Genomic DNA, 14,075 nt, shown 5'->3' with positions numbered 1-14,075 from the left:
GTAACGTCAGTGTCTTCTTTTTTGTCACGGCCTCCACTCCCCCCGAGCATGGCGATGCTGGTATAGTAGGTGCAAACCGTGACTCTTCACAATGATCGTTTTACTATGCTTGGTCGTTTTAGATCCTCGGGTCGAGCCCGAGGGTGACGCGTGATGGGCCTCACCCCACCTCCAGCTGCATTTCCGTTGCCGATGAAAAGCCGAAGAGAAGGCGCAGCGGGCCCATATGTTGTGTACGGACGGGTTTGAAGCCGAAGCGGGTATAGAGCGCGCGGGCGCGGGGGTTGATGTCGATAACATCGAGGCGGACGGCGGAAAGGCCGCGCTGGCGGGCTTCCTCAGCAATGGCCTTGAGCAGTGCGGTGCCCACGCCAAGGCCGCGCGCCTCGGGCCCGACGAAAATCCCGTCCATCAGAAGAATGCCCTGGGTGGTGGGCCGTTCCAGAAGCTGCAGCAAAAGCCCCCGCCAGAGCCCGCCGTAAGTGCCGTAAACGCACGCAAGGTCGCCCATCTCCCCGCCCACGAAGGCGCCCTCCGGCGTTTTGAAACCGGCAACGCCGAGCAGCTTTCCCTCATCCGAAACCGCGCTGATCGCATAGGAAGGATCGAGCACGCTTTCGATGAAGCGGCAGGCCTTTTCCGGCGGGTTCAGCATCAGGCCGAGCTTGCCCTGAAACGCCTCCCAGAAATACGCCGTGGCCAGCGCCCGATGCTCGGGGGCGAGTCCCTTTGCGACAGTAAAGGGGGTGGTGAAACCGCGCGCGGCAGAAACGGGGGGCGTTTCGTCCATCTCTCATCTCCCTTGTTCTTTTGTAGATCGGGAGCGCGTGCGAAAGATCAAGCGCGGGCGCGCACCAAAGTGGGGGAAAGCGCAGACAGGAGAAAGTCGCCGCGCTAGACTTGCGCGCATGAGCGCATCTTTCTCTTTCCGTTTTCTGCTCCCCGCCGCGCTGCTGCTTTTGGCACTGGCGGCAAGTTTTGCGCTTGCCGGTTTCACGTCGCCGCAAACTTACAGCGACGCGCAGGGCGAGCTGCCGCGCGCGCCGCTGACGCTGGTAACGGAAAAAGGCCGCTTCGATTTTTCCGTGGAAGTTGCCGATGAGGAAGAAGAGCGCGAGCGCGGGCTGATGCACCGTCCCGCGCCGGGGGACGGCGAAGGCATGCTCTTTTTATGGCCGGGCGAGGCGCCGCGCGAGCGGGCCTTTTGGATGCGCGCTACGCCGGCCTCCCTCGACATTCTTTATCTCGGCCAAGATGGGCGCATTCTTTCCATCGCCGCCGAAACGGAGCCGAATTCCGACGCCTTCATCCCCTCGCGCGGGCCCGCGCACGGCGTCCTCGAACTGCGCGCCGGCCGCGCGGCGGAGATGGGCGCCAAGGCCGGGGATAAGGTGCTGCATCCTTATTTTGAGAAGTAGAGGGGGCGGGGCGCCACCACACCCGCTGCCGTGATCCCGGCCGTATTGACGCGCTGCGCCCGTCCCACCTTCTGTCGTCACCCCGGGCTTGACCCGGGGTCCATGGAGCGCTGCGGCAGGCGGTGAGGCTGCTTGGACCCCGGCTCGGGGGCCGGGGTGACGTTTTGTTATGGAGTGCAGCAGTGCGTCAATGCGAGCCCGGGGTGACGCTTTTGTGTGGGGCGAGGAAGTGCGCTCTCTTGGCGCCGGGCGGGGCCCGCATATGCCGCAAGCGGCCCCACCCGCTTGACACCGCGCCCGTCCGCGTTATCCATGACGGACCCGCGCGGGACGCGGGAGCACAGCGTCAAAGGGAGCAAGCATGACACGCGCATTCACTTTTCCGGGGCAGGGGTCGCAGGCCGTCGGCATGGGCAAGGAACTGGCCGAGGCGTTTCCCGCCGCCCGCGAGGTTTTCGAGGAAGTGAATGAGGCGCTGGGCCAGAACCTCTCGAAACTGATGTGGGAAGGCCCGGGCGAAGAGCTGACGCTGACGGAAAACGCGCAGCCTGCGCTGATGGCCGTCTCGCTCGCCGCCATGCGCGTTTTGGAAAAAGAAGGCGGCTTTGCGCTCGCCGATAAGGCCGCTTACGTGGCCGGCCATTCGCTCGGCGAATATTCCGCCCTTGCTGCCGCCGGCACGTTCACGCTGGCGGATACGGCGCGGCTTCTCAAAACGCGCGGCCAGGCCATGCAAAAGGCCGTGCCTGTGGGCGAAGGGGCGATGGCCGCCGTGCTCGGCCTTGAATTCGAAGATGCAAAAGCGGTGGCGGAAGCGGCCTCCGAAGTCGGCGTTTGCCAGACGGCTAATGACAATGCGCCAGGACAGGTCGTCCTTTCGGGCGCCAAAGCCGCCGTCGAGCGCGCAGCCGAGCTTGCCAAGGAAAAAGGCGCCAAGCGGGCCATGCTGCTCGATGTGTCCGCGCCCTTCCACTGCGCGCTGATGCAACCTGCCGCCGACAAGATGGCCGAAGCGCTGGGCACGGTGGAAATGCGCGCCCCCTCCGTGCCGCTCATTGCGAATGTGACGGCAGGCCCGGTGGATGATCCTGAAACCATCCGCAAATTGCTGGTCGAGCAGGTGACGGGCATGGTGCGCTGGCGCGAAAGCGTCGCCTGGCTTGCGGAAAATGGCGTCACATCCGTGGTGGAAGTCGGCTCCGGCAAAGTGCTCTCCGGCCTTGCCAAGCGCATTTCCAAGGAACTGACGGCGGCCAATGTCGGCGCGCCCGGCGATGTGGAAGCGTTTCTGGCTTCGCTTTGATGTTTTCCGGCTGCGGATGGCAAGAACAAAATAAATACAGTTGAGGCTTGCGCAGCCTCGGCGAATAACGGCACATAGAAGCCAGGTTTTATAAAGCCGGATTTTGTAAAAGCGGGCGCGCTGCCCGGTTCAACGACACGCCGGTTCAACGATACGCCGGTTCAACGATACGAAGGGGGAGGGATCATGTTCGATCTCACCGGAAAAAAAGCTCTGATCACCGGCGCCTCGGGCGGCATCGGCTCGTCCATCGCCAAGGCGCTGCACGGCCAGGGCGCAACGCTGGCCATTTCCGGCACGCGCCGTGAAGCGCTGGAAGCGCTGGCCTCGGAGCTGGGCGGCGAGCGGGTGCATATCACGCCCTGCAATCTTTCCGATCTGGAAGCCGTGGACGCGCTGCCCAAAGAGGCGAGCGAGGCCATGGGCGGGCTCGACATTCTGGTCAATAATGCCGGCATCACCCGCGACAACATCTTCATGCGCATGAAGGATGAAGAGTGGGAAGAGGTGCTGAAAGTGAACCTCACCGCCGGTTTCCGCCTCTCTCGCGCCGTTTTGCGCGGCATGATGAAGGCCCGCTGGGGCCGCATCATCGGCATCACCTCGGTGGTGGGCGTCATGGGCAACCCGGGCCAGGCGAATTATGCCGCCTCCAAGGCCGGCATGATCGGCATGTCGAAATCGCTCGCCCAGGAGGTTGCCAGCCGCAACATCACGGTGAATTGCGTCGCCCCCGGTTTCATCAAAACCGCCATGACGGATGCGCTGGACGACAAGCAGCAGGAGGCCATTTCGGGGCGAATCCCTGCCGGGCGTCTCGGCACTTCTGAAGAAATTGCCGCCGCCTGCCTCTATCTGGCGAGCGAGGAAGCGGCTTATGTCACCGGCCAGACCATTCACGTAAATGGCGGCATGGTGATGATCTGACGAAATTCCCTTGTGAAAACAAGGGCTTGCTGGCAAGTTTCAATTCCCGTGAAGAATTGGCAGCTTATTGGCAAACTGCGGAAAAGTGTGGTACTCAAACCGCGAATTTTTTCTTGCGGCGGGTAACGGGACAGGCCACAACCTGTTCAATTTCCTGATGAAGGAAAGCGCCACGTTTGCATCCTTGACGCCATCTATTAGTGAGTGCGGGGGGCGCGAGGCTGGTCAACCTGGAGAGGATCTGAGGACTGGAAATGAGTGATATTGGAGAGCGCGTTAAAAAGATCGTGGTGGAGCATCTGGGTGTCGAAGCCGACAAGGTGACGGACAATGCCAGCTTTATCGACGATCTCGGCGCCGACAGCCTGGACAACGTCGAACTCGTGATGGCGTTTGAAGAAGAATTCGGCGTGGAAATTCCGGACGATGCGGCAGAGACCATCCAGACGGTTGGCGATGCCATTCGCTTCATCGACGCGAATTCGAACTAAACAAGTAAAATGAGGCCGCGGCACATCGGGTGCTGCGGCCTTACTTGCGTTTGCTGCCCCGGGTGGGCCGCGCACACGGGAGGAATGTCATGCGACGGGTCGTAGTCACCGGGTTGGGCATGGTCTCCCCGCTAGGTTGCGGTGTAGACACCACCTGGAAACGTTTGATCGCCGGTGAATCCGGCGCCAATACCATCACCAAATTCGATACAAGCGACTTGCCCTGCAAGATCGCCTGTGACGTGCCGCTGGAAGGCGAGGGCGCGTTCAATCGCGACGATTGGATGGACCCGAAGGAATCGAAGCGTGTGGACGAGTTCATCGTCTATGCCGTTTCCGCCGCCACCCAGGCGCTGAGCGATGCAGGCTGGAAGCCCTCCACCGAGGACGAGCGCTGCCGCACCGGCACGCTGATCGGCTCGGGCATCGGCGGGCTGCAGGGCATTGCCGACACCGCGCTCATCTTGCATGAAAAAGGCCCGCGCCGCGTCAGCCCCTTCTTCATCACCGGCCGTCTGATCAACCTGGCCTCGGGCTATGTCTCGATCCAGCACGGTCTGAAAGGCCCGAACCATTCCGTCGTCACCGCCTGCTCGACCGGCGCCCACGCCATTGGCGATGCGGCCCGCCTGATTGCGCTCGACGATGCGGATGTCATGGTTGCGGGCGGCACGGAATCGGCCATTTCGCGCATCGGCATTGCAGGCTTTGCCGCCTGCCGGGCGCTTTCGACTTCTTACAATGACACGCCCACCAAGGCCTCCCGTCCTTACGACAAGGACCGCGACGGCTTCGTCATGGGTGAGGGCGCAGGCGTCGTCGTGCTCGAGGAATATGAGCACGCCAAAGCGCGCGGCGCGAAGATTTACGGCGAGATCGTGGGCTATGGCCTCTCCGGCGATGCCTATCACATCACCGCGCCTGCCGAAGATGGCGATGGCGGCTTCCGCTCTATGCAGGCGGCGCTAAAGCGGGCGGGCATTTCCCCCTCCGATCTTGATTATGTGAATGCCCATGGCACCTCGACCATGGCCGACACGATCGAGCTCGGCGCCGTCACGCGGCTGCTCGGCAATGCGGTGGAAAAGGTCTCCATGTCCTCCACCAAATCCTCGATCGGCCACCTTCTGGGCGCGGCGGGGGCGGTGGAAGCGATTTTCTGCCTGCTGGCCATGCGCGACAGCAAGCTGCCGCCGACGCTCAACCTCGACAACCCGTCGGTTGAAACGAAAATGGATCTGGTGCCGAACGTGGCGCGCGACAAGGAAGTCAATTACGCGCTTTCCAATTCGTTCGGCTTTGGCGGAACCAACGCATCGCTCGTGATGCGCAAGGTGGATTGAGTAGCCTCGCACAATGACGGGTGACGGCGCCGGCGAAACGGCGACAGCGATAGATCAGAAAAAGGCGGCGCCCGGCAAAGGGCGGCGCCTTTTGCTTTGGGTACTCCTCAGCGCGCTCGGCCTTGTGTTGCTCGGCGCGGCGGGCGTGGGCGGGCTCTATCTTTACGGCAAGCACCGCTATGAGGCCGAAGGCCCGCTGGAAGCACCGGAAATCGTTTTCCTGAAACGCGGCATGGGTCTGAACGCCATTGCCCGCGTGCTGGAGGAAGAAGGCGCGGTGGACAGCGCGCTCATCTTCCGTCTCGGCGTGCGCCTTGAAGGGCTTTCGGCAACGCTCAAAGCCGGCGAATACGAAATTCCCGCGCATGCCTCCATGCAGGAGATCGCCAAACTTCTACATGAAGGCAAGGCGATTCTGCACAAGCTGACCGTGCCGGAAGGGCGCACGAGCCACGAGATCGTGGACATCGTCAAAGCCGATCCCGTGCTGGTGGGCGAGGTAAGCAAGGTGCCGGAAGAAGGCGCGCTCTTGCCTGAGACCTATCTTTTCGAGCGCGGCACGAGCCGGGATGAGATTCTGGCGCGCATGGCAGCGGCCCATGACGCGGTGATGGAAGAGCTTTGGCCCGCCCGCGCGGAAAATCTGCCGATCAAAACGGAGGAAGAGGCGGTCATTCTCGCTTCCATCGTCGAGAAAGAAACCGGCGTTGCCGAAGAGCGCCCGCGCGTTGCCTCGGTCTTCATCAACCGGCTCAACCGCGGCATGCGCCTGCAATCCGACCCGACGATCATCTACGGCATTACCGGCGGCAAGGGCCCCCTCGGCCGGCGCATCCGCCGCTCGGAGATCGACGGCGCCACACCCTACAACACCTATCAGATCGACGGGCTGCCGCCGACGCCCATCGCAAATCCGGGCCGCGCGGCCATTGAAGCGGTGCTCAATCCGCCCGAAACGAAAGATCTCTATTTCGTGGCGGACGGCACGGGCGGTCATGCCTTCGCCTCCTCGCTGAAAGAGCACCTGAAAAACGTCGCCGCCTTCCGGCGTATTCAGCGGGAGCGGGGAGAGAGGTAGAGAGTCTTGCCGGTCACAGACCTCGCAGCACACTCTGCCGTCACCCCGGGTTTGTCCCGGGGGCCATAAAGCCTCTCTTCTGGGTGCACGAGTTGGCTCGGGATGATGGCTGTAAAGGAGGAGGGCGCTCGGGAATGCATCATCACCAAAAGAGCGCCGCCCTGTTATAGTGCGTTTCGTGATTGAACTGATTCTGAAGGACGCCTGATGAGCCTATCGAGCATGACCGGTTTTGCCCGCGTGGAAGGCGCCCTGGACGGCGCGCGCTGGCACTGGGAGCTGCGTTCCGTGAACGGAAAAGGCCTCGATCTGCGCCTGCGCCTGCCATCGGGCTTCGATGCGCTGGAGCCGAAGCTGAAAGCCATCGCTCAAAGCGCGATGAAACGGGGCAATGTGCAGGCGAATTTGCAGCTCACCCGCGAAAATGCGGCCAATGTCCCGCGCCTCAATGAAGACGTGCTGAAAGGCGTGCTCGCCGCTGTTTCCCGCCTCAGAGATCATCAGATTTATCTCAGCGATTCCACGGCTGAGGGCATTCTCTCGCTCAAAGGTGTGATGGAAATGGGCGAGGCGGAAGAAACCGAAGAGGCGCGCGCCGCGCTTGAAGAGGCGCTTGCGGCAAGTTTCGCCGAGGCCGTCAAGGCGCTTGCAAGCGCGCGGGACGAGGAAGGTGCAAAACTTGGCGCGCTCCTTGAGGCTCAGGTCAAACGGATCGAGGAGCTGACAGGCGAAGCGGCGGCATCGCCTGCAGCGAGCGCGGAGGCCATGCGCGAGCGCCTGAAACGCCAGGTGGAAGAACTCCTCGGCGCGTCTCCCTCGCTGAATGAAGAGCGGCTCGCGCAGGAGGCGGCCCTTCTGGCAACGAAAGCGGATGTGCGCGAGGAACTCGACCGGCTGGGCGCCCATGTGGAGCAGGCCCGCGATCTTCTCGCCTCCGATGAGCCCGTCGGCCGGCGGCTCGATTTTCTCACCCAGGAGTTCAACCGCGAGGCCAACACGCTTTGCTCGAAAGCCGCCGATGTGGCCCTGACACGGATCGGCCTTGAGCTTAAAACCGTTATCGACCAGCTTCGCGAACAGGTGCAAAACGTCGAATGAATGATCCCGAAATCAAACGCCGCGGCCTGATGCTCGTTCTCTCCTCGCCTTCCGGGGCGGGCAAGACCACCTTGTCGCGGCTGTTGCTCGCCGATGATCCGAATATCACCATGTCCGTTTCCGCCACCACGCGCAAACCGCGCCCGGGCGAGGAAGAGGGCGTCGATTACTATTTCCTCTCGACGGAAGATTTCGGCCTGAAAGTGAACCGCGGCGAGTTTTTGGAACACGCCAAGGTCTTCGACAATTATTACGGCACCCCGCGCGGGCCGGTGGAAGAGGCGCTTTCGGACGGGCGCGACGTTCTCTTCGATATCGACTGGCAAGGCACGCAGCAATTGATGGAAAGCGCGGAGGACGATCTTGTCCGCGTTTTCATTCTGCCGCCTTCCGGCCAGGAACTTGAAATGCGCCTCAAGAAACGCGCTCAGGACCCGCCGGAGGTCGTTGCCTCACGCATGGCCAAGGCCTCGGACGAGATTTCTCACTATACGGATTACGACTACATCATCGTCAATGAGGATGTGGATATGAGCCTGGCGCGCCTGAAATCCATCCTGACCGCCGAGCGGCTGAAACGGAAACGCCAGGTCGGCCTTTCCAATTTCGTGCGCGGTCTGCAGCAGGCGCTTTAGCCTCTTATTTCGTGTTTGGACTGATCCGAGCATCCATTCGGCTTCTCGGCTTGCCGCAGCTTCCCGTGGACCCAGGCTCGGGGGGCGGGGTGACGCTTTGTATTTGGAGCACCGCCTTGCCACTCCCTCAGGATGTCACCCCGGCTTTATGCGGGAATGATATACTTGACGTACCAGATATGAGCAGCGATTCTGAAAAGCGACAGGCCAGCGCAGAGATTGAGGTCACGCCGCAAGATATGCAGGAGCTTTGTTGGCTGCTGAGGGAAAATCTTGGAGAGAGCTTGAGCGATGGCGCGGGAAATTATGAGATCAGAAGTGCTGTCCTCACCATTCTTGCGGCTGCGGAACAGATGGGGGTTGTAAGCTTACTTTCTCCGCAAGTTCGTTGATCTTTTTGGCGAGGTTATCAGCGTCCTTCGCGTCTTTACGAATTTGATCTGGCCAAAAAGTATAGTTGGCTTTCAGTTTTTCGCTTTTCCCGCCCATGAGAGCTTTTTGCTCACTTACCTGGGAGGGATGATAGATTCGATACCATTTTGCAGATTTGGCGGTCAGAGGTTTTGGGCGTGGCTTTGGCCCCATTTCGATTTGCAGAATCCATGTTCCATGAATAATGCGGTTTCGGCGAGTGGCGGCTTTTTTGAGCTTTTCCAGTAATCTCTCTAGGTTTTCTTGATCTGCCTTTTTTAAACGATGCCTTCCTAGTTCTGCGGCCATTTCCCTTTGCGCTTGCATGTTGTTAAGTGCGCGAATGACGATTTGAGATGTGGTAATATCTGTATCCAGAAGTTTACGGATGAGGGATGCGACGGCCATTTCCACCTGACCCCATTTCCTCATATAAACGCCTAATACATAGTCGCATTCTTCTATTGAGGGGCCAGAGATAGGCGGAAGCTTGATCGGCGGTAAGTCGCTCATGCGCAAAAGCCTCAATGATTATGCTTGGAACACCGATGCCAAAGACTAAGAAAGAAAATGAAACCGAAACAGAAAAAGGAGACGAAGTTCTCCGCCGAATGCTGAACACTCCCCCTCAACCGAAAGAGGGGGAGAAGAAAGACTCAACCAAACGCAAACCTAAGAGGAAGCCCGCCGAATGAGCGGGCTTTTTTTGATGCATGAAAAGACTACTGGACCTTAGCCCCATTCACAGCTCTGCCCTCACATACGCCCATCCGCCCGGAAAGGTCATTCTCGTGTTGGATAACGATATTGTCCTTGATGAGAATGATGGCATCGCTATTGATGCGATAGATTCTAGGGTGAAATTGGCTCGTCCGCCCGTTGGCCCTGTGCGAGCGATAATTGAAGGGCGCTAGAGGTAGCTTTCTCTAATGGCTTTTGCGACGGTTGTTCTAATCCCTCGCGGAGTTTGGTCGGTATCCCCAGTTTCGAGCATATCGCAAATGTCCGATATCCGCGTTGCTGCTTCGGCGCTGCTTGCGTAATGGTTTCTGATCATCCGAACCGCGCCCAACGCATCAATTACGACGCTGATTTCGTCTTTTTGACTGGCCATGCTTTTCTCCATCCGAATCTGTCGTTTCACTATAGGCCGACCCGTGGACGGAGTCATTTCTGCCTGTCGCGCCACTTTTTGAAGTGACGCGCCCTCTGCCTAAGCGTTCGCGGCTTCACTAGTCCGCCGATAGGTGAGACGCTTGCCACGGGCCCCAGCAAGCAGGTTTTGGGCGCGCATGGTGTCGTTGACCCCAAGGGCCTCGCGCTCGTTGTAGCGGAAATCGAATTCGGCCAGATAGCGTTTGAGATGCTGCTGGGAAACGTGGTGGTAGGTGCCGGTCACGCCGCGTTTGAGGATGGAGAAATAGCCCTCAATCGTGTTGGTGTGGGTGTTGCCGCGCACATATTCCTGAGCCGAGTGGTTGATAACCTCATGGCCGGGGAAATCCTCTTTCATGTGGCGGTACTGGCCTGCATCGTCCGTCACCAGAAAGGTAGCGGCATCCACCTGAGCCTTGATGACTGGGCGCAGGGTTTGGGCCGTGACGCTGACAACGTGGCGCGAGCGGACATGACCGCCGCGCTCAACGAGGGAGAACACGGTTTCCTTGCCCCAGGCGCCGCCACGGCGCTTGGCGCGTTTGCTCTTGTGCTTGTTCTTCTCTTTGCCGCCGATAAAGGTTTCATCGGCTTCAACGTATTTGCCTTCGCCGCCCATCGAGCCGGAAGGCTTGGGCGCGGGCTTCATGGCCTCGCGGATACGGTGAGCCATGAACCAAGCGGTCTTGTAGGTGACGCCAAGCATACGGTGAAGCTGGTGGGCGCTCATGCCCTTTTTGGAGGACGCCATGAGGTGCGTTGCCAGAACCCACTTGTTCAGCGGGATTTTGGAATGCTCAAAGACAGTGCCGACCGTGACAGTGAAGGGCTTGCGGCATTCCTTGCACTTGTGGACGCCGGGGCGCGTTGACTTGCCTTCCAGCTTGGTAATGCGGTCCTGATCGCAGTTGCCGCAATGGGGGCAAACCGGACCTTCCGGCCAGTGGATGGACTCCAGATGCTCGCGGGCTTTGTCGGCGTCTTGGTAGATTTCGTTAGTCAGATCGAACATGGCGTATCTCCTTGATCCAAATATAGGAAACCAAGGATGGTACGTCAAGTATATAAGCCCCGCTTTATGCCGGGGTCCATGCAGCCTCTCGGCATAAAGAACATCGGCAAACGAAAAAGGGAGCCCGAAGGCTCCCTTTGATTCTGTATCCGGTGTGCGCCGCCCTTAAGGTTTCAGCACCACGCGGCCCATGATTTTGCCCTCACGCAGATCGTCCAGCGATTTCGAGGCCTGATCGAGCGGGCGCTCTTCGACCGGGATGGGGTCGATCTTGCCGGCCTTCACCAGCGCCATCATCTCGTGGGTTTCACCGAGCGAGCCCACATAGGCGCCGCCGATGGAAATGGCGCGCATCGGGAACATCGGGATGGGCATGGCAAAGCCGCCGCCGAAAAGGCCGACCACGATTACCTTACCGCCTTTGCGCACGATGGAGGAGGCGAATTTGAGCGAGGCTTCCGAGCCCACGAAATCGACCGCGGCGGGCACGCCGCCATTCGTGTCGGCGAGTACCTTTTTGATCGCGTCGGCGTCTTTGGGATTATAGGTCTGGTGCGCACCCGCGCCCATGGCCGCTTGCAGCTTTTGATCGTCCACATCCGCGCCGAGCGGGGCATTGTCGAACATGGCTTTGGCAAATTGCAGACCCATCATGCCGACGCCGCCGAGACCGACCACCATCACCCGTTCTTCCGGGGAAATGTCGCCGAGCTTTTTCATCGCCGAATAAGCGGTGAGGCCCGAGCACATATAGGTGGCGGCAAGGCCTTCTTTAACGCCGCTATAATCGAGCAGGTATTTCGCATCCGGCACCATGACATGGGTGGCGTAGCCGCCGGCTACCTGAATGCCGAGCTGGCGCGGCTTGTTGCAAAGCTGTTCTTCATCGCGCTTGCAGGTCGGGCATTCGCCGCAGCCGATCCAGGGATAAACGACGCGCTGGTCGCCCACCTGAACGCCCTTGGCGTCCGGGCCGACGGCGACGACTTCGCCTTCGATTTCATGGCCGAGCGTGAAGGGCAGCTGGCGTCCGCCGCGCACATCGAGCTTGTTGCCGCCGCCGAGATCGAAATAGCCGTCATGCAGGTGCACGTCCGAATGGCAGACACCGCAATGGCTGACTTTCACCAACACCTCGCCGCCTTTCGGCTCGGGCATATCGGCGGTGACTTCCTGAAGGGGTTGACCATATTCGACGATTGCTTGCGATTTCATCCGGGATACGCCTCCTGCGCCGTGTTGTGGGCTGTTTGTTGCCGGTCCTGGCGGGCCGGTGGTTTAAAGAGTGAATACATTGCCGCGGCCCCTGGGGCAATGCCCGCTTCGGGCAGGGGGAGTACCCCATGGCGCTCAGACGGCGCTCAGGCGGTTTTCATCGCCTCATAAGCGCGGGCAAGGGCGCAAAATTCCTCGATGGAAAGCCGCTCGGCCCGCTCTTCCGGGCGCAGGCCCGCCGCCTCGATCAGCGCGGGCGTATCGAGGCCCAAGGTTTTCAGGCTGGCGCGGATCATTTTGCGCCGCTGGCCGAAGGCGGCCGCCACCACCTTTTCCAGCGCTTTGGGGTCCGCCGGGGCGAGCGGCGCGGGGCGGGGCAGAAGATGCACGACGGAGGAGGTGACTTTGGGCGGCGGCGTGAAAGCGGCCCGGTCAACGTCAAAGGCCTTTTGCGCCTTGGTGCGCCACTGAGCCAGCACCGCAAGGCGGCCATAGGATTTCGAGCCGGGCTCGGCGATGATGCGGTCCGCCACTTCCTTCTGGAACATCAGCGTCAAGCTGTCATACCAGGGCGGCCAGGGCTCCGTTTGCAGCCAGCCGACAAGGAGCACCGTCGCGATATTGTAAGGCAGGTTGGCGACGATCCGCACCGGACCGCCGGCAAGGGCCGCCATATCGGTTTTCAGCGCGTCCGCGTCGATGACCTCCAGCCGGCCGGGATAGGCGGCGGTGATCTCGGCAAGCGCTGCAAGGCAGCGATCGTCCCGCTCGATGGCGATGACTTTTTTTGCGCCCTCCGCCAGCAGGGCCCGCGTCAGCCCGCCGGGGCCGGGGCCGACTTCGATGATCGTGTGATCCTCTAGCGAGCCTGCCGCGCGGGCGATACGGCCCGTCAGGTTGAGATCGAGCAGGAAGTTTTGCCCGAGCGATTTTTTGGCGCGCAGTTCATGGGCGGCGATTACCTCGCGCAGGGGCGGCAGATCGTCCGGCGTCATTTGGGCCCGCTCCGCCGCGCGGCCATTTCACCGGCCAGACGCAGTGCTTCGATCAGGCTGGCGGGATTGGCAACGCCTTTGCCGGCAATGTCGAACGCGGTGCCATGGTCGGGCGAGGTGCGGATGATGGGCAGGCCGAGCGTCACATTGACGCCCCGGTCGAAATCCAGCGTCTTGATCGGGATGAGGGCCTGGTCGTGATACATGCAGAGCGCGGCGTCGTATGTCTCGCGGGCTTTCGCATGAAACATCGTGTCGGCGGAAAGCGGGCCTTTAATGTCGATCCCTTCCCCTCGCAAGGTTTCAAGCGCAGGCTGAATGATCTCTTCTTCTTCCGTGCCCATGCTGCCGCCTTCACCGGCATGGGGGTTGAGCCCAGCTGCGGCAAGGCGCGGCGCGGCCAGGCCGAAACTCTGCTGAAGCGCCCGGTGGACGATCCGTGCCTTTTCTTCGATCAGCCCGCGGCTGAGCGCGGCCGGCACGGCGGCCAGCGCGATATGGATCGTCAGCGGCACGACTTTCAGAAGCGGGGAGGCGAGCATCATAACGGGCGTGCCGCCGGTCAACGCCGCCAGAAACTCCGTATGGCCCGGATGCTTGAAGCCTGCCGCATAGAGCACGCCTTTATGAATGGGATTGGTGACGACGGCGCCTGCCCGCCCGGCCATGGCGAGGGCGGCAGCTTCTTCGATCGCGCCGATCGTGCCCGGCGCGTTTGCCGGGTCGGGCGTGCCCGGCTGCGGCGGTGCGCTGAGCTGAACGGGAATGACGGGCAGGGCCGTGCCGAATATGCTGGCCGCTTCCTCGGGCGCGGCGATCTCCTTTACCGGCACATCGAGGCCGAGCTGTGCGCCGAGCGCTGCAAGACGTGCCGGATCGTCCAGCGCGAAAAATACCGGAAGCGCCGCGCTTTTACGGGCAAGCCAGCTTTTTAGCGTGAGTTCCCCGCCGATCCCGGCCGGGTCTCCCATGGTGAGGGCAAGGGGCAACATGC

15 protein-coding genes are annotated in these 14,075 nt (G+C 61.0%); 8 read left to right on the top strand and 7 right to left on the bottom strand.

All coding sequences use genetic code 11. The features are described from left to right. Positions 1–160: 160 nt before the first annotated feature. On the bottom strand, positions 161–790 hold the full coding sequence (locus M2A_RS05955) for a GNAT family N-acetyltransferase (RefSeq protein ID WP_045444340.1): 630 nt from the start codon (positions 788–790) through the stop codon (positions 161–163). A 118-nt stretch (positions 791–908) separates the two neighbouring features. Here M2A_RS05955 and M2A_RS05950 point away from each other — a divergent pair, with 118 nt between their 5' ends. The 8 genes from M2A_RS05950 (at position 909) to gmk (ending at position 8,293) form a co-directional block, all read left to right on the top strand. Then, complete coding sequence (locus tag M2A_RS05950; protein WP_045444338.1) at positions 909–1,418, top strand: DUF192 domain-containing protein; 510 nt, start codon at positions 909–911, stop codon at positions 1,416–1,418. Between the two features lie 361 nt (positions 1,419–1,779). Then, the gene (gene fabD / locus M2A_RS05945) at positions 1,780–2,721 is read left to right on the top strand and encodes an ACP S-malonyltransferase (protein ID WP_045444335.1); all 942 of its coding nucleotides are present in this window, start codon (positions 1,780–1,782) and stop codon (positions 2,719–2,721) included. A 186-nt stretch (positions 2,722–2,907) separates the two neighbouring features. After that, a complete protein-coding gene (gene fabG / locus M2A_RS05940; RefSeq protein ID WP_045444332.1) occupies positions 2,908–3,648 on the top strand; it encodes a 3-oxoacyl-ACP reductase FabG in 741 nt (246 codons plus the stop codon). A 254-nt stretch (positions 3,649–3,902) separates the two neighbouring features. Next, the gene (locus M2A_RS05935) at positions 3,903–4,139 is read left to right on the top strand and encodes an acyl carrier protein (RefSeq protein WP_045444330.1); all 237 of its coding nucleotides are present in this window, start codon (positions 3,903–3,905) and stop codon (positions 4,137–4,139) included. Between the two features lie 89 nt (positions 4,140–4,228). Next, complete coding sequence (gene fabF / locus M2A_RS05930; protein WP_045444328.1) at positions 4,229–5,482, top strand: beta-ketoacyl-ACP synthase II; 1,254 nt, start codon at positions 4,229–4,231, stop codon at positions 5,480–5,482. Between the two features lie 91 nt (positions 5,483–5,573). After that, positions 5,574–6,560: an endolytic transglycosylase MltG gene (gene mltG, locus M2A_RS05925; protein WP_244444389.1), complete on the top strand. Its 987-nt coding sequence runs from the start codon at positions 5,574–5,576 to the stop codon at positions 6,558–6,560. A gap of 207 nt (positions 6,561–6,767) precedes the next feature. After that, positions 6,768–7,658, top strand: a complete 891-nt coding sequence (locus tag M2A_RS05920; protein ID WP_045444326.1) for a YicC/YloC family endoribonuclease — start codon at positions 6,768–6,770, stop codon at positions 7,656–7,658. Further along, positions 7,655–8,293, top strand: a complete 639-nt coding sequence (gene gmk, locus M2A_RS05915) for a guanylate kinase (protein ID WP_045444322.1) — start codon at positions 7,655–7,657, stop codon at positions 8,291–8,293. The genes M2A_RS05920 and gmk overlap by 4 nt, the downstream gene beginning before the upstream one ends. 327 nt (positions 8,294–8,620) lie before the next feature. Here gmk and M2A_RS05910 read toward each other — a convergent pair whose 3' ends face one another. The 6 genes from M2A_RS05910 to pdxA all read right to left on the bottom strand — a co-directional run bounded on the left by M2A_RS05910 (position 8,621) and on the right by pdxA (position 14,073). Next, positions 8,621–9,217, bottom strand: a complete 597-nt coding sequence (locus M2A_RS05910; protein ID WP_045444320.1) for a hypothetical protein — start codon at positions 9,215–9,217, stop codon at positions 8,621–8,623. Positions 9,218–9,614: 397 nt separating this feature from the next. Next, the gene (locus M2A_RS05900; RefSeq protein WP_156101680.1) at positions 9,615–9,818 is read right to left on the bottom strand and encodes a hypothetical protein; all 204 of its coding nucleotides are present in this window, start codon (positions 9,816–9,818) and stop codon (positions 9,615–9,617) included. 99 nt (positions 9,819–9,917) lie between these two features. Then, a complete protein-coding gene (locus M2A_RS05895; RefSeq protein ID WP_045444311.1) occupies positions 9,918–10,871 on the bottom strand; it encodes an IS1595 family transposase in 954 nt (317 codons plus the stop codon). 165 nt (positions 10,872–11,036) lie between these two features. Further along, entirely contained in the window at positions 11,037–12,086 is a 1,050-nt protein-coding gene (locus tag M2A_RS05890; RefSeq protein ID WP_045444308.1) for an alcohol dehydrogenase, read from the bottom strand. Positions 12,087–12,232: 146 nt separating this feature from the next. Continuing rightward, on the bottom strand, positions 12,233–13,081 hold the full coding sequence (gene rsmA / locus M2A_RS05885) for a 16S rRNA (adenine(1518)-N(6)/adenine(1519)-N(6))-dimethyltransferase RsmA (protein WP_045444305.1): 849 nt from the start codon (positions 13,079–13,081) through the stop codon (positions 12,233–12,235). Then, positions 13,078–14,073, bottom strand: a complete 996-nt coding sequence (gene pdxA, locus M2A_RS05880; protein ID WP_045444302.1) for a 4-hydroxythreonine-4-phosphate dehydrogenase PdxA — start codon at positions 14,071–14,073, stop codon at positions 13,078–13,080. Before pdxA ends, rsmA begins: the two co-directional genes overlap by 4 nt. Positions 14,074–14,075 lie beyond the last annotated feature (2 nt).

It is taken from the genome of Tepidicaulis marinus (assembly GCF_000739695.1).
In the GTDB taxonomy this organism is placed as follows: domain Bacteria; phylum Pseudomonadota; class Alphaproteobacteria; order Parvibaculales; family Parvibaculaceae; genus Tepidicaulis; species Tepidicaulis marinus.
Note: the sequence above shows the minus strand (reverse complement) of the source record. Positions and strands in the feature narration are given on the sequence as shown.

Bases quoted from the DNA above. Each gene is read 5' to 3' on its own strand.
- M2A_RS05955 (WP_045444340.1), bottom strand. From the start codon at position 790: ATGGACGAAACGCCCCCCGTTTCTGCCGCGCGCGGTTTCACCACCCCC.
- M2A_RS05950 (WP_045444338.1), top strand. From the start codon at position 909: ATGAGCGCATCTTTCTCTTTCCGTTTTCTGCTCCCCGCCGCGCTGCTG.
- fabD (WP_045444335.1), top strand. From the start codon at position 1,780: ATGACACGCGCATTCACTTTTCCGGGGCAGGGGTCGCAGGCCGTCGGC.
- fabG (WP_045444332.1), top strand. From the start codon at position 2,908: ATGTTCGATCTCACCGGAAAAAAAGCTCTGATCACCGGCGCCTCGGGC.
- M2A_RS05935 (WP_045444330.1), top strand. From the start codon at position 3,903: ATGAGTGATATTGGAGAGCGCGTTAAAAAGATCGTGGTGGAGCATCTG.
- fabF (WP_045444328.1), top strand. From the start codon at position 4,229: ATGCGACGGGTCGTAGTCACCGGGTTGGGCATGGTCTCCCCGCTAGGT.
- M2A_RS05920 (WP_045444326.1), top strand. From the start codon at position 6,768: ATGAGCCTATCGAGCATGACCGGTTTTGCCCGCGTGGAAGGCGCCCTG.
- gmk (WP_045444322.1), top strand. From the start codon at position 7,655: ATGAATGATCCCGAAATCAAACGCCGCGGCCTGATGCTCGTTCTCTCC.
- M2A_RS05910 (WP_045444320.1), bottom strand. From the start codon at position 9,217: ATGAGCGACTTACCGCCGATCAAGCTTCCGCCTATCTCTGGCCCCTCA.
- M2A_RS05900 (WP_156101680.1), bottom strand. From the start codon at position 9,818: ATGGCCAGTCAAAAAGACGAAATCAGCGTCGTAATTGATGCGTTGGGC.
- M2A_RS05895 (WP_045444311.1), bottom strand. From the start codon at position 10,871: ATGTTCGATCTGACTAACGAAATCTACCAAGACGCCGACAAAGCCCGC.
- M2A_RS05890 (WP_045444308.1), bottom strand. From the start codon at position 12,086: ATGAAATCGCAAGCAATCGTCGAATATGGTCAACCCCTTCAGGAAGTC.
- rsmA (WP_045444305.1), bottom strand. From the start codon at position 13,081: ATGACGCCGGACGATCTGCCGCCCCTGCGCGAGGTAATCGCCGCCCAT.
- pdxA (WP_045444302.1), bottom strand. From the start codon at position 14,073: ATGTTGCCCCTTGCCCTCACCATGGGAGACCCGGCCGGGATCGGCGGG.